This window comes from Dictyoglomus sp. GBS, assembly GCF_055179815.1.
On sequence record NZ_CM143687.1, the window covers coordinates 1 to 16,093 of the forward strand.

Sequence of the window (16,093 nt, forward strand, 5' to 3'; positions counted from 1 at the left end):
ATGAAAGATATTAATAATATCTGGGAAGAGGCACTATCATATTTGTCCTTGGAGATAAGTAGACCTGGCTTTGAAACTTGGATTAAAACCTTAAAACCTCTTTATATAGAGGGAGAAAAAGTCATACTCCAAACACCCAACAAATTTTCAAAAGAATGGTTAGAAGAATACTACTTACCTCTTATCGAAGAGGTAATTAGGAAAGTAACCCAGAAAGATCTAAAAGTTGAAATATTAGCTGATGAAAAGGAAGAAACCATCCCAGAAGAAAAGAGAAACGAATATTTTTCTACATCATATAATAACTTAAATCCTAAGTATACTTTTGACACCTTTGTAGTAGGTGATAGCAATCGCTTTGCCCATGCAGCTGCGTTAGCTGTAAGTCAAAATCCAGGTAAAGCTTATAATCCCCTTCTTATCTATGGAGGCGTAGGTTTAGGAAAAACTCACTTAATCCATGCTATTGGTCACTTTATCCAAGAGAAGTTCCCTAAAACTCGAGTAGTTTATGCCTCTATGGAAAAATTTACAGTAGAGTTAATTGATGCCATCAAAGAAGACGGAATGACAAAATTTAGAAGTAGATATAGAAATATAGATGTCTTACTCATTGATGATATCCAATTCTTGGCTGGTAAGGAAAGAACTCAAGAAGAGTTCTTCTATACTTTTAACGCATTATATGAGGCTGGAAAACAAATTGTACTAACCAGCGATAGAGTCCCCAAAGAGATTCCTACTTTAGAGGATAGATTAAGATCAAGATTTGAATGGGGACTTATAGCAGATATTCAACCTCCTGATTTAGAAACCCGTATTGCTATATTGAAAAAGAAAGCAGAAGCCGAAAAAGCTAAGGTACCTGACGAGGTTATAGAATTTATTGCCTCTCAAATACAATCTAACATACGTGAATTGGAAGGAGCTTTAATAAGAACTATAGCCTTTGCCTCTCTAAATAATATGCCTATAAATTTAGAGTTAGCTAAAACTGTACTAAGAGACATTATTCAACCCCAAATAAAGAATATTACTATAGATAATATATTACAAACCGTAGCTGAATATTTTCACATAAGTATAGAACAATTAAAAGGAAAGGGAAGATCTCAAGAGATCGCTATACCAAGACAAATTGCTATGTATTTAGCAAGAACATTAACAGATCTCTCCCTGCCCAAAATTGGAGAAGAACTGGGAGGAAGAGACCATACCACAGTACTACATGCCTATGAAAAAATCCAAGAGCTCTATCAATCAGACCTCTCTATAAAAAAGGCTATACAAGATATTCAAAATAAACTTAGAAATTCCAATTCATAAATCATTTACTTCTTAAATATTTAAAAATCTCAGAATCTGGCGTGATAATAAGTACATTACCGGGAAGAGTCTTTTTATATATCTCAAGACTCTTTAAAAATTGATAAAATTCAGGATTAGAAGATAATGCTGATTGTAAAATTCTACTTGCCTCCGATTCTCCACTACCTTTTAACTCTTGAGCCTTTCTATAAGCTTCAGAAAGTATAACTACTTTTTTCTTTTCAGCCTCCGATTTTATTCTTTGTGCCTCTCTTTGACCTTCTGCTCTATAAAGAGCGGCCTGTCTTTCCCTTTCAGCAATCATGGAATCATATATCTTTCTTAAATTCTCCTCTGGAACAGACACCCTTTTCATTCTAACAGTACTTATCTCTATCCCCAACTCCTTTGCCTTTTCTTGAGATGACTTTGTTACTTCCTCAAATACCTCTTCTCTCTTTATAGAAACAATATCATCAAAATCGTATTGTCCTACTATTCTTCTCATTTCACTGTAGATAATATCATCAAGTCTAGCTTGAGCTCCAATCTCATTTCTTACAGTTTTTAAGAACAATACAGGATCAGCTATCCTAAATAAAGCAAAAGAATCAAGAATCATAGACTTCTTGTCTTTAGTTACCACTAAGGTAGGCTCTGAATCATATTCAAGAATTCTTTTCTCAAAAAATACTATTTGTTGGATAAATGGTTTTCTGAAATATAAACCAGGTTCCCTTATAACTCTTACTGGTTTACCAAATTCTAATATTACAGCTTGCTTAGTTATATCTACAGTAAAAGCAGAAAATAAAAAAATAACAAAAAATATTATCATTATTATAAAAAAAGTAATTCCCCACTTCATTTATTATCACCTTCCTGTCTAATAGTCATGGTTTGGGTGAATAAATCTCCAGGAAGATTAAATATCTTCATTCCACCCTTAGGATCATCTATGACTATAATCTTAACTTGAGGGAGTATCATCTCCATTGCTTCCATAAAAAGTTTTGTCTTTATAAGAGAAGGCGTTTTATTATATCTTTCAAGTAAAGCTTTAAATCTCTGAGCATCTCCTTTAGCTTTTTCTATTTGTTCTGTTCTATAAGCCTCTGCTTCTGCAATAATCTTTGCTGCTTGTCCTTCAGCCTCTGGAACAAGCTTATTATAATAAGCTTGAGCCTCTAATATTAACTTATCCTTTTCAGATTTAGCATTTATTACATCTTGAAAAGCAGGTTGTACTGGATCTGGAGGGATCACATCTTGTAATTGTACATTGAGAATCTTAATTCCAAAATTATTACTGTTAAGGATATTTTGTAATAAAATCTTTACATCATTTTGAATTTCTTCTTTTGAAACAGTCAAAATTTCATCAAAAAGATAACCCCCCACTACTTGTCTCATAGATGCTTGTGCCAAATCCCTCAAAAGTTTTTCTCCTTCTTTCACATAACTAATATATTTAACAGGCTCAGATATTTGATATTGAACTACGAAATCTAAATCCACAATTTTTCCATCTTTAGTTAGCAAAAGAGATTCTTCCTGAACATTTCTATATTGAGGAGGATTTAAAGTTATAGTTCTAAATCCTATCTCTAACCTTCTAATGGCCATTACATCCACTTTTATTGCCTGATCTATAAAGGGTAATTTCCAATGTAAACCAGGATCATGTACCGCTACAATCTTTCCAAATCTTTTGACTATTCCCACCTCTGCGGGTCCCACAAAGTAAAAACTTAATGATAAAGATACCAATATCAAAACAAATAAAATAATCCATACTATACTTTTTAAAGGCACTTTTTTCTTAAAAAAAGGAGGATAATCTTTAAAATTTTCCATATTTTAGACCCCCTTTATTTTCTTATAAAAAATGAAAGGATTCTCAAAATTAAAATCACTATTGAAATAAACTTAGATATTTCCATCTCCATATTTTCAATTTTATTGTTTTCAACATTCTTTGATAATATTTCCTCTATTTTTAAATCTAAATCCTTTGGTAAACTCGTTTCTTTTTGCTTCTTTCTTGTTTCTATACGCTCTTTTTGATATTCTTTATATCTCCTTAAAGATTGTATAGGTACCCACATTCCAAAACAGTTAACACAATAATAAATTAAAACATCCTTAGGAATTATAGGATCTCTCAAAAGTTTTAAAGATGTACCATCATTAGGACATTTAAGAGAATTACAATTTATATTATCCTTAAAATCTATATCTAAAGAATAAACATCATCAGGCTTCATAGATACCAATTCATATTTATCAAACCATATCCCCCCACAATGTTCACATTGATCTATCTCTAAATAAACACCATAGTGGGATGAAACTTTTTTAGGAATAAGAACATTTGAACAACATGGACAATTTTTCATTGAATTTTATTTATGTAGGGAGGACTAATGTCCTCCCCATAATTTTATCTCACCTCTACCACAATTTCTTTTATCCTAACATTAATCCCTGAATTTTCCAATAGCTGAATTGATATTAAATTCTCCTGATTTACATTAAACAAGTCTTTTATATTATACTTTAAGAGAATAAAATCTTTATCCTCAATAGATAATGGTAATGTTACCGTCTTTCCATTAACATAAATCACTAAGAATGGATCAATTTCTTCTTTTTTACTATTCTTTTCATCAAACATGAAATTTATTTTTAAAATCACATCTCTAAAAATAGATAATAGGGGTACTTTAACCTCAAATTTTCCTGTAGGACGAATAGCCAAAACATAATCTTTACCTTCCTTATCCATAAACACATTTTCCGCTTTTACCACAATAAGATTTCCATCATATCCACCTTTAGTAAAATTAATGTAATATCTTTTTACAGTCACTATTGGTGTAAGAGTGAAGAGATAACTGCTTTTTTCACCCCTTCTTACTAATATATCAGTATTCAAGTCCACATAGCCATCAAGGGATAATGTAAGTTTATATCTACCTTCTATAAGGGTTAAATTTAGAGGAGTTGTTCCCTTATATACACCATCAATAAATATCTTTGCCCCTTTAGGATTTGAATCCATATACACTTCTCCTAAATTCATGGGTTTTAATGTAACATTTATCCGTTTAAGATCTCCTGGAGCAAGATAGACTGTCTCATTATATTCTTCATATCCACTTAAAGAAATCTTCACATTATAGGTACCCGAAGAAAGATCAGTGAGGGATAAGGGTGTCTTTCCTTTATATACACCATTAATATAAACATCTGCTGAGGAAGGATTAGAGAATATATTTAATGTGGCGGGTAAAGGAACAAGAGTAAAGTTGTAAGTAGATACCTGACCTGCATATACGTCAACAAAACTCACATAGTCCTTATAACCACTTAGTCTCAGTTGTACCTGATATCTTCCAGGTGATACATTATTGATAACAATTGGCGTCTTTCCTCTATAAACTCCATTAAGATAAAGATCTGCCCCCTGTGGATAGGAATTGATATTTAGTGATCCATAATGAGGTACAAGACTATAAAATACATAGTTTGTTTGATTAGGTAATACTTTGACATTCTCTACTTTTTCTTGATAACCAGGATAGATTACCTTTAATTGATAAGTCTTATTGGCAGGTAAATTATATAATGTCAATGGAGTATACCCTTTAAAGGAACCATCTAAGTAGACACTTGCCCCTTTAGGCTCAGTGTCCACCCTCAAATTTCCATACACAGGTTTAAGATTAAAAGTATAATCTCTATCTCTACCCTCTTGAACTACTATATTTGTTGAATAATCTTCATAACCTTCCTTTTTTAGAGTTATCCTATAGTTCCCAGGATATAGCATTAAGGTAACAGGAGTATTTCCTTGTAATTGACCATCGAGATATACACGAGCTCCCGAAGGATTAGAATAGATATTTATCTTAGATTTAGATTGTACCTCTTGTTGTACATAAAAATATGTGACCTTTTGAGCCCATGTTTTTCCTTCTTCCTTCTTTAGAGACTTTTGAAGAGTTTCTAATGCTTTCTCTATACTTTTTTCTATAACACTTCCAGGAGCCATAGTTTCAAACTTCTTACCAGGAAAAAACTCAATAGGTTTTTTAGTTATAACTCCTACAATATATTCCTTACCAAACGGAGGAGTTACCTTAAATCTATAAGTCGGCTTATCAGGAAAAGTATATGTTCTATCTTTTTTTATAAAATTATCTTTTGAATAAGAATTAGGAAATATCAAAGTAAATTGACCATCTGGTGTTATATCAAAAATATAAAGATAAGCATCATCATTAGCCTTTGCATATATTATTAAATTTTCCCCAACCTTATATATGCTTCCTTCTGGTTTATTTAACCACAAATCAAGACTTAAAGATGTTTCAGGATTTGGTACTATTATAATTTTTTCCCATTCTTTTTCAGGTTGGATTTGTATTTTTTCCTGAGAATAAGAAATACCTATAGAAAGGATTAACAATAAAAGAAAAACAAACACACCTTTCCTCATACACTCTAACCTCCCTTTGAAGTTCTTTTTAGATGAGTATACAATAAGTTAGAAGTCTCTTTAAGTGATATAGCTCACTTTTATCAACCGTTAGTTAATGCTTTTTTCTTCTTTTTATTTTCATACATTAAAATATCCGCTTTATTAAGAAGCTCTTCAATAGATTTTTGTTCATCTGGGCTAAAGATGATACTTCCATAGCTCAAAGAAAGTCTATACATTCTATTTTCCATACTATTCTTCTCCTCAATCTTCTTGTTTAATCTTGTAATTAGTTCATCCTTATCCTCATCCTTTTCTATAATTCCTAGTACTACAAACTCATCTCCACCAACTCTTGCCAAAATATCATTTTCTCTAAATGTGCTTCTTAGAATTTCAGCAGTTTCTTTAAGAACCATATCTCCCACATTATGCCCCAAATTATCATTTATTACCTTCAAATTATCAAGATCAATAAATATGAGTACAAGCTTTTTCTTCAATCTCTTTGTCAAACTTATGGTATGTTCAGCCAATGTAATAAATCCCCTACGATTATATAGGGATGTTAGGGGATCGGTATTAGAGATCTGTTTTAACTCTTCTTCTAAGGCTTTTCTATAAGTAATATCCAAAAATGTATATAATACAGCCGGTTTACCCTTATATGTGGTATTTACAGCACAGACCTCAATGTGAACAGGCTTTCTATCTATGCTTCTTATGCACTTGAATTCATCAATAATATAACCAAGCTTTCTTTCAGTCAATTCCTTATACCTTAATAAGAATCTCTGCCTATTCTCAGAAACCACCGACTTTGCCAAATCATTAATATTGTTAAATTCTAAAGGATAACCCAAAATTTCTATAAGTTGAGGATTGACGTATACAATCTTCTCATCTTGAACAATACAGACCCCAATTAGGGATTGCTCCGAAAGAAGTCTAAACCTATCTTCTAACTCTTTATGAGTTTCCCATAGAAGATTTTCAAAAATCACATCTGCAAGTAAATTTGACCATATCAATAGATAGGATGTAAGTTTATCATCCAATGGATCTATCTTTTTAAACTCTAAAATGAGTATTCCCAAAATAGAATTATTCTTCCTTAAAGGAATTCCAATAGTGGATAACGATTTTAGTGTCATTGTCTTTATTTGGCTTTTTCTCACATCTGGAAAATACATTACTTTATCTTTATTTATTACATGATAATATGCATATCTATCAACATCTTTTTTAAATTCTCCTTCTAAGGATTCAGTAAAATGCCTAAATTTTAAATCTCCATTGTCCAAAAGTATTACACAACCAAATTTTGCTTCAAACATATGGATAATCTTATCAAATATGATTTTCTCATTATCCAAGTTGTTTTTTCTTCCTAATCCCTGAAAAACCTCTACCAAATTATTAAAATTTATTTCATCAATCTTATCCTCTATGGTTGTAACCGTTCCCATTATTTTCCCATCATTAGCCAATGGATAAATAGAAAACTCTTTATAACTCTCATATAAGTCAATTTTCTCACCATTCATAGCTCTCATGTAGTAAAGGGATTTATCCTTAAATTGAGGGACTACATCAAAAAGGTTTTTCCCTATAACCTTCTCATTACTTTTTAGAAAAGTTTGTTCAAAAGCCTTATTATAGAAGATTAATTTTAAATTTTCATCTGTAAAAAATACAGGATAATTTATATGGTTATATATGAATGTAGGTAAGAGATCTTTTAATTTCAGCCATTGCATTATAACCATATTTTTATACCTTCCCCCTCTTTAATCATTCGAATAATTTCTTTTAATTTATCACAAATTTTAAAAAAAATGCAATACCATTCAAATAATCTTCATGATAAAATTTTACTATGTTAAATCAAATCTCTAGAAAGGAGGAGAAAAATGAAAAAAATACTCTACATAGTTTTAGATGGACTGGGAGGCACTCCTGATCCAAAACTAAATGGAAAGACCGAATTAGAAGTAGCCAAAACTCCCAATATGGATGCATTAGCCAAAAAGGCAAAACTTGGGCTTATGGATCCTATTGGGCCTGGCATAGCTCCTGAATCAGATGCAGCAGTACTTAGTATCTTAAGTTATGATGTAGATAAATACTATACTGGAAGAGGTCCATTAGAGGCTCATGGTGCTGATATTGAAGTAAGAGATGGAGATTTGGCATGGAGAGCCAATTTTGCAACAGTAAATGAAGAAACTCTTGAAATATTAGACAGAAGAGCTGGAAGAAATTTATCAACTGAAGAAGCAAAAGCCTTAGCAGAAGAAGTAAATCAAAAGGTTAAATTAGATGGTGCTGATTTTATTTTTAAAGCGACAGTAGGGCACAGAGGAGTTCTGGTTATAAGAAAGAAGGATGGCAAACTTTCAGCTAATGTAGAAAATATAGATCCAGGGTATAAGAGACATGGACCTTATAGCATTGCTATTGCAAATCCATCTAAGGAAGTTCAAAAATGTGTGCCTCTTGATGATTCAGAAGAAGCAAAAGAATCTGCAAGACTTACTAATGAGTTTGTAATGAAAGCTTTTGAGGTATTAAAAAATTCTGAGATAAATAAAAAGAGAAAGGAAGAAGGTAAAAAACCAGCAAATATAATTCTCTTGAGAGATGCTGGTGATTCTCTACCGAAGGTTCCTACACTACAAAGTTTATATGGACTTAACTTTGGAAGTATTGTAGAAATGCCTGTAGAAAGAGGAATAGCTCTTCTTACAGGTATGAAAGAAGTACCCATAGAAGATTCCACTGATTATAAACTTTGGGCAGACAAAGTGTTATATGCATTAGAACATTATGATGGAGTTTATGCTCACCTAAAAGGACCAGATGTACCAGGACACGATGGACTATATGATAAAAAAATCGAAAGTATAGAGAAGATAGATTCTGTTTTCTTTGAAAATTTAATACCTAAATTGGATCTATCTAATGTAGTAATTGCTGTAACTGCTGACCATGCAACTCCTTGCTCCTTAAAATCCCATTCTGAAGATCCTGTACCATTAATGGTCATAACTTCGGGAATTACACCTGATGGCTTAGATTATTTTGGGGAGAGTGCTTGTGCAAAAGGAAGCATTGGAAGAATTAAAGGAACTGAATTAATGCCTCTACTTGTAAAAATTGCAAAGGAATAGGAAGTTGCTTTTAAAAAGAAATAAACTTATAATAAATATAAAAATATTTTAAGAGGGGAGTGAACAACATGGCATCAAAAGAACTGTTAGATCTTTTAAATGACGCTATAGCAAGAGAGCTTCAAGTATCCATTCAATATATTTGGCAGCATGTACAATGGAGAGGTCCTGAACATTTTGCTGTAAAAGATGAACTAAGAAAAATAGCAATTCAAGAAATGAAACATGCAGAAATTATAGCAGAAAGATTATTTTATCTTGGAGGAATTCCTACCACTAAACCATCTCCTATCTTCGTAGGAGAAAATTTGAAAGAGATGTTAGAACAAGATGTTAAAGATGAAGAAAATGCTATAAATCTTTATAAAAAGATTATTGAGAAGGCAAGATCGGAAGGAGATATCACTACAGCAAAGATCTTTGAAGAAATATTAAAAGATGAGGAAGAGCATCACGATACCTTTAGTTCTTTATTAGAGAAATAGCCTCTTGGGGAGGGGGATTTTATATCCCCCCTCCTTCTTTAGTATCCTTTCCATAATCCTATAATGAGCCCAAAACTCTTCTTTATCATTCAATTTAGGAAGATCAATTTCCATATTATACTTTCTTTCTAATGCTCTTTTTATAATATAATCGGCAAGATGAGGATTTTTTGAAAGAAGAGGTCCATGGAGATAAGTACCTATAAGATTTTTATAGATAATACCTTCAGTAAAATCCTTTCCATTATTCCCATATCCTTTAATAACTTTACCTAAGGACTTATAATTGTGATATGTTCTTCCACCATGGTTTTCAAATCCAACAAGAGTCTTTGGATATATAGGAAGATCTACTTCTATAAGTATATTTCCTATAAGTCTTCCTTTTTCAGCCTTTGTATAAAAATTTAATATAGACAATCCATCAATCTTATTCCCATAAGCATTCAAGTAATATTCGCCAAGAAGCTGATATCCTCCACATATAGCAAGAAATACTATGTTCTCCTCAATCAAATCCTTTAGTATATCCCTGAACTTAATTATATGAGAAAATAGAAGCTCTTGTTCCCTATCAGAGCCTCCACCTAAAAAAATAATATCTGCCTTCTCTATATCTTCTTCTCTATCTCTTGTAAAATTTAAAACCTCTACTTTTATCCCTCTCCATCTTGCCCTTCTCTCAAGGACTATAATATTTCCTCTATCCCCATAAAGATTTAAAAGATCAGGATACATGTGAAGAATCTTAAGTTCCATTCCTCAACCTCTTCATTATCAATTTTCTACTTTTAAAGAGAGCAGTATAGGTAGGAAGAATATATGTTTTAGCCTTAAAAGTTAATATTTTAAGAATAGCAGTATTAAGATTATTCTCTAAAATAATCTTATTAAGGGGTATTTCTGCATATTTTAATCTAACCAAAAGATCTTCAGCCCTTGTTCCCGAGCATATTACGGTAGAAATGTTATCATCTTTTATCTTCTCAAAATCTACATCCCATATCCAGGATACATCTCTACCATCTGCTATATTATCGTTTAGTATTAAAAGAAGTACTTTTTCATTAGGATCATCTTTAATAGTATCTAATACTTGATTATAACCAGCAGGATTTTTTACAAGTACAAGAATCCTCTCATATCCCTCTAAGTTAAATTTTTCCAATCTTCCTAATCTGAAAGAAAAGTTAGAAATTATATTTTTTAAAATTTCTTTATCAATACCTAAAACCCTACCAACAGAGTAAGCAGAGATTACATTATACAAATTATAGACACCAGGATATCTAAAGTTTAAAAAAACATCTTCATCCCCATCTTTTATATGAATAAGCCAATAATTTTCTTTATATTCTGCTGATAATATATAGTAATCATAATCGGGATTTTTAAAACCACATTCACAAAAGTATCTACCAAGTTGAGCATAATTAAAAAATTCATACTTAAGTATTTTTCCACACTTAGGACAATATATACTCTCTTTTATTTCTTCTGTATCCTTCTTCCTTACCTTATTTCCTATGCCATAATAAATTTTTCTATTAGGAAGGTCAGAAAACCTGGAAACAAAAGGATCATCAGCATTAAGTATTAATATATGTTCCTTACTATCTTTTATAGCCCCTTTAATTTTTTCAACAGTAGTATCTATCTCCCCATATCTATCCAATTGATCTCTAAAAAAATTAGTAATAACAACATAATGGGGTTTAAGATCTTTATAAACAAAAGGGAATATCCCTTCATCCACTTCAAAAACCCCAAAATCATAATAGGATGGATTTCTAATAAAAGCAGTAGCAATACCAGTTCTTAAATTTGCACCCTCCAGATTTCCTAAAGCCTTATAACCTGATTTTGTAATTATCTGAAAAATAAGATTATTAGTAGTAGTCTTACCATTCGTACCTGTAACAAGAATAATCTTCTTAAACCTATTTTTTATCTTTATTAAAAATTGGGGGTCTATCTTCAAAACTACTTTACCAGGAAAGGTTGTTGCATCCAACCCTAAGATTTTCATAAACAAATATACAAGTCTTCCTACAAATAATGCTAAAGAAAATTTAATTTTTTCTAAGTTCATTTCTTAAACTTTCTAATATCTTCTGATAATCTACCTCACCATTTTCTACTTTATCCATTAAACCTTCTAACTCACGTGTAAAATCTTCCTTGACAAACCTAAAACGATCTTCATTAGAAATAAGATAGTTATAAACCTTCTCACCCAGTGGTGTAGGAATCAAATATCCATTCTTCTCTATGACATATCCTCTCTCAAGAAGCCTACTTACAATGGTAGCATAAGTAGATGGTCTACCAAGACCTCTCTTTTTCATTTCTTCCACTAAGGATCCTTGAGTAAAAAGAGGTACCTTAGGTATGGTATAGAAGAATTTGTTATTTATCACGTCTACCTTACCTTCTGGAACTCTCACAACTTTTATAGGAACAACCTTATTAAAACCATCTTGTATTATCTCTTCAAATAATTCCATACTTTGTACCTTATCAAGAGCCTTTATTGTGATATCATAGCCTTTAAGTACAATATTTCTCATCTGAGATGCAATAAACCTCTTAAAGATAAGATCATAAATAGCTAAATGATCCTTAGTAAAACCTTCCAGTTCTCCCGAATATATCATAGATTTAATATCTTCCACATCAAGGACTCTTGTAGGCCTTATACATTCATGAGCTCCTCCCTCTCCCCATGTTCTACCTCTAAAATATTCTTCTCCAAATTGTTCAATTATATATTCTTTAGCTATATTTATTCCTGTATCGGATACCCTGGTAGAATCAGTTCTATGATAGGTGATAAATCCCCTTTCAAAAAGATCCTGTAAAACTTCCATAGTTCGAGAAACTGATAATTTATATCTATCAGAAGCATCTTTCAAGATTACATCCGTTGTATATGGAGGTAAAGGGGCCTTTTCTTCAATCTTTTCTTTCTCCTTTAATACCTCTACCTTAGTTAAAGAATTAAAGAACTTTTGGGCTTCTTCCTTATTTTCAAATTCAAATCTCAATTCCAACCCTTCTTTTCTAATAATTACCAAATATATCTTTTTGTTATGTTCCTTAGCCCTTTCTATTACCCAACCAAGAACTGGAGTCTGTACTCTTCCAGCAGATAAATAATTTCGAGAAAATACCTTTTGAATAAGCTGAGAAAGCTCAAATCCTACCCATCTGTCCGATATTCTCCTCACTACTTGAGCCTTAACCAAATTTTCATTTACATCTCTAAACTCTTTTAAAGAATTTAATATGGCTCTCTTTGTAACTTCATGAAATTCCATTCTCTTAATATCCTTAGCAAAAATAGCACAAAGATTTTTAAGATCCCACGATATTTTTTCTCCTTCGGTATCAGGATCGGTAGCTACAAGAATCTGATCAAATTCCTTACTGGCTTCCCTTAAGGCATTTACAATATTTTCCTTTCCCTCTATTGTTTCATAGACTGGAATAAATTTTCCATTTTCTAACACCCCAAAATATCCCACTTCCTTATTTAAATCGAAAATATGCCCAAAGGATGATGTAATAACCAAGTATTTATCTTCCGTAATAACCTCATAGAGCTCCTGACCATCTATATTTCTAGAAATAGGTTTCCCAAAAAAATTTGCTATAGTCCTTGCTTTATGAGGAGATTCCACAATTACCATTACAGGTTTTAGGAAGTCGTCTCTTCTTCCCTCTCTTCTTCTAACTCTTACTCTATCCTCATCTATCTCTTGTAGTATCTTATCTATGTCTACTGTATTTGCATTCTTAAAAACTATATCTGAACTAAACCACCAGCGTGCTTTTCTTATCAGGTTATTAAATACCTTTCTATCGTCCACGAGTATATAACTCAAACCTTTAGATATTCCCCCCACATATAATCTTGAAGTTCTACCTGATGCCTGCAAATATCCCGTAATATCAGCTACCACAAGAGACCACTTTCCATTTTCTTCTCTAATTGATATATCATCAGATGTATTTATCTTATGATATATCTCTCTCGATAGAATAAATCTTTTTATATTGTCTCTTAATTCATCAACTTTATCCTTTGGCGGATTTATCACATTGGAGAACCTATTTAAAGTTTTTAACCACCTATCAACTGTAGCTATGTATTTTTCAAGGTTTTTGTCTCTTGCTATAAGTGGTCTTAAAGAGGATAAAGCTAAAAGTAAATGCCTTACATTGCCTTCCAGATCAAGATTTACTGAAATTTTAGGTACACCATAAAAAATCGCATATCTAATAACTTCAGGAAGATCAAGTCCTCTTGCTAAAGGATTTCTATAAGAGGATATACCAATAAGAACTTGTATCTTCCCTTGTCTGTAATCCTCTAAGACCTCTTCCGTAAGATTATCATAAGATTCACAAGAAATACTATTTTGATTTAAAAGATTCTTTATTCTATCAATATGCTCCCTTCCATAATCCGATGATAAGAATACTAATCCACCCTTTCCAAATCTCTTTACTCTCTCAATAAGAATTTTATCTAAATCCTCCACCTCTTCATAAACATCTTCCACATTTCTCAAGTAAAATACAGGCCTACCCACATCAAAAGATAAAAGCTCTTTAAATAATCTAATTCTTTCAGATCTTGGATTACTAGTAGCAGAAGATACTACCATTACACCTTTTGCTTTTTTGCTTATCTTTCGTATCTCTTCATGAAGAGTTTTTATATCTTCTTGATTTTCTTCACTATAATTTCTTCTTAGTTTAATATACTTTAAAGTTTTCTCTATATCCTCCTCGGTAAAACCTAAAAGATATAAAGCCTTATCAATATTTTTTGCAGTTTTTAGAAAAGAGTCCACATCATCTACGAATATAAAAGAAAAATCTCGAGGAATTATATCCACATTTTTATAAAGAAACATGGAGGTTGTAATAAGAATTTTAAAATCCCCATTGATAAGCCTTTCCCTTTTTTCTTCCTTTTCCTTCTTAGTTTCATCAAGACCAAAAACCAAAAGGTCCTTTTCTCTCACTTTATCCTTCAATTTTTCATAACTTTGAAGTATTAAAAGTCTTGTAGGAAGAATAATATAAGACTTTTTGTTCTTCTTAGCAAAGTATATAGAAGATGCAAGCCCTAAGGATGTTTTACCTATACCTGTTGGAGCAAGAAGAGCAAAAGACCTACCAAGAAGGAGTTTTCTTGCCCAGAATTTCTGCAATTCCCATGGATAAAAACCGACAAAATTTCTAAATATTTCTTCCCACTTTTCATACTCATCCTTTAGCTTACAATAATCCCTAAGACCTTTAAGAGATATCAAACTACAAAGGGCTTCCCCGACCTTTTTATCAGGCATACAGTTTTCACAGGGAAGCCCTTCAAGAAGCCTTTCTGAAGATATATCTCCCCCACAGTTCGGGCAAAGATTTCTAAATATCGCTTCCATCATTCCTCCTCTAAGGTTAGGCCTATATTATGAGCTCCAAGAAGTGGTGATAAAGTAGCAATAATAACTTGTCCTGAAAGATTAGAAATAAATCTTTCCAATAAATGTGCATCTAAAACATTTACAGGCTCATCAAAAAGGAATACTGGCTCGTAATGCTTTGTCTTTTCTATTAAACTCTTAAAAGCAAGGACAATAGATAGATAGAATAATCTTTTTTGCCCTTCTGAAGCATAATGTTTAGCTTGGTTTCCTTTGTAATACAGAATATAATCATCCTGAGTGTGAGGACCCACAGTAGTAACACCTCTTGCTATATCTTCCTCAATATAATCTGCTATATTTTTACCTTTGAACTCACTCTTATATTCTATCCTAAATATGGGATCAAGATATTGAGATAATTCCTCTATCATCTTTTCCCTCTTCTCCACAATCTTTTCTGCCAATGGTTGCATCTCTTTTGCTAAGTATAACACATAATTTCTATCTATTTCATCCATTTTAAGATTTTCATTTCTCTCTTCTAAAAGTTTTTCATAATTTCTTAGTGTCTCATAATAATCTAAATCAATCAGAGAGAATATATCATCAAAGAAATCTCTCCTTTGAGTTGCATATCCATCAATCATAGAATAGTTTCTGAAGCTAAAAGGTATGGCGATAAAAATCTCTTGAATATCTCTGAACCTTTTAACTTTAAATCCATCAAGATAAGCTATCTTTTCTTTTTTACTTTCATCTTGCCAGTAGGTTATCTTTATTACATGTCTCTCATCTCCACTTAATACTTTACCTTCTACCTCAAAATAATTCTCTCCAATTTTTAAAATTTGAAAATCTCTCGCTCCTCTAAAAGATCTGGGATTCGAAAGATAGGAAATAGCCTCCAATATGGAGGTTTTTCCAGAACCGTTTGGACCATAAATTACGTTTACTCCATCTTTAAAATTTACAGAAAAATCAGAAAAATTTCTAAAATTTTTTAATTTTAATTCTTCAATAACCATTCTCTTCTTCTCCATAATATCCCCCCCTTCATATATATTAATTTTTACTATATATATTTTAGCTATTTATATAATTGAAATCAATAGGCTTTATATTCTCTTGACATTATTAATATAAATTATAAACTTATATATGGTTTAGCAGTCACCGTTAAAGAGTGCTAAAATTTAAAATAGA

Annotated in this window: 12 protein-coding genes; 3 read left to right on the forward strand and 9 right to left on the reverse strand. The window is 31.6% G+C overall.

The genetic code is table 11. From position 1 onward, the window contains the following. Positions 1-1,326, forward strand: coding sequence for a chromosomal replication initiator protein DnaA (gene dnaA / locus ACY3IT_RS00005; protein WP_463082742.1), 1,326 nt, complete (start codon positions 1-3; stop codon positions 1,324-1,326). A 1-nt stretch (position 1,327) separates the two neighbouring features. On the opposite strand, the gene hflC is transcribed toward dnaA, so the two are convergent. The 5 genes from hflC to ACY3IT_RS00030 all read right to left on the reverse strand — a co-directional run bounded on the left by hflC (position 1,328) and on the right by ACY3IT_RS00030 (position 7,563). Next, on the reverse strand, positions 1,328-2,176 hold the full coding sequence (gene hflC / locus ACY3IT_RS00010; RefSeq protein ID WP_463082743.1) for a protease modulator HflC: 849 nt from the start codon (positions 2,174-2,176) through the stop codon (positions 1,328-1,330). Then, the gene (gene hflK / locus ACY3IT_RS00015; RefSeq protein ID WP_463082744.1) at positions 2,173-3,165 is read right to left on the reverse strand and encodes an FtsH protease activity modulator HflK; all 993 of its coding nucleotides are present in this window, start codon (positions 3,163-3,165) and stop codon (positions 2,173-2,175) included. Before hflK ends, hflC begins: the two co-directional genes overlap by 4 nt. A gap of 14 nt (positions 3,166-3,179) precedes the next feature. Then, positions 3,180-3,707: a TFIIB-type zinc ribbon-containing protein gene (locus ACY3IT_RS00020; protein ID WP_463082745.1), complete on the reverse strand. Its 528-nt coding sequence runs from the start codon at positions 3,705-3,707 to the stop codon at positions 3,180-3,182. 44 nt (positions 3,708-3,751) lie between these two features. Then, a complete protein-coding gene (locus ACY3IT_RS00025) occupies positions 3,752-5,812 on the reverse strand; it encodes a PEGA domain-containing protein (protein ID WP_463082746.1) in 2,061 nt (686 codons plus the stop codon). 83 nt (positions 5,813-5,895) lie between these two features. Continuing rightward, complete coding sequence (locus ACY3IT_RS00030) at positions 5,896-7,563, reverse strand: sensor domain-containing diguanylate cyclase (RefSeq protein ID WP_463082747.1); 1,668 nt, start codon at positions 7,561-7,563, stop codon at positions 5,896-5,898. Between the two features lie 144 nt (positions 7,564-7,707). Between ACY3IT_RS00030 and ACY3IT_RS00035 the strand changes: the two genes are divergently transcribed. Together ACY3IT_RS00035 and ACY3IT_RS00040 are read left to right on the forward strand one after the other, a co-directional pair. After that, on the forward strand, positions 7,708-8,967 hold the full coding sequence (locus tag ACY3IT_RS00035; protein ID WP_463082748.1) for an alkaline phosphatase family protein: 1,260 nt from the start codon (positions 7,708-7,710) through the stop codon (positions 8,965-8,967). A 68-nt stretch (positions 8,968-9,035) separates the two neighbouring features. Continuing rightward, entirely contained in the window at positions 9,036-9,452 is a 417-nt protein-coding gene (locus ACY3IT_RS00040; protein ID WP_463082749.1) for a ferritin-like domain-containing protein, read from the forward strand. On the opposite strand, the gene ACY3IT_RS00045 is transcribed toward ACY3IT_RS00040, so the two are convergent. From ACY3IT_RS00045 to recF, 4 genes are read right to left on the reverse strand one after another with little or no spacing between them, the layout of a single operon-like run. Then, positions 9,441-10,211 carry a type 1 glutamine amidotransferase gene (locus ACY3IT_RS00045; protein WP_463082750.1) on the reverse strand — a complete coding sequence of 257 codons (771 nt, stop codon included), beginning with the start codon at positions 10,209-10,211 and terminating at the stop codon, positions 9,441-9,443. The genes ACY3IT_RS00040 and ACY3IT_RS00045 overlap by 12 nt on opposite strands. Then, entirely contained in the window at positions 10,201-11,544 is a 1,344-nt protein-coding gene (locus ACY3IT_RS00050) for a MurT ligase domain-containing protein (protein ID WP_463082751.1), read from the reverse strand. Before ACY3IT_RS00050 ends, ACY3IT_RS00045 begins: the two co-directional genes overlap by 11 nt. Beyond that, entirely contained in the window at positions 11,525-14,908 is a 3,384-nt protein-coding gene (rgy, locus tag ACY3IT_RS00055; protein WP_463082752.1) for a reverse gyrase, read from the reverse strand. Before rgy ends, ACY3IT_RS00050 begins: the two co-directional genes overlap by 20 nt. Continuing rightward, positions 14,905-15,930: a DNA replication/repair protein RecF gene (recF, locus tag ACY3IT_RS00060; protein WP_463082753.1), complete on the reverse strand. Its 1,026-nt coding sequence runs from the start codon at positions 15,928-15,930 to the stop codon at positions 14,905-14,907. The genes rgy and recF overlap by 4 nt, the downstream gene beginning before the upstream one ends. Positions 15,931-16,093: the final 163 nt, after the last annotated feature.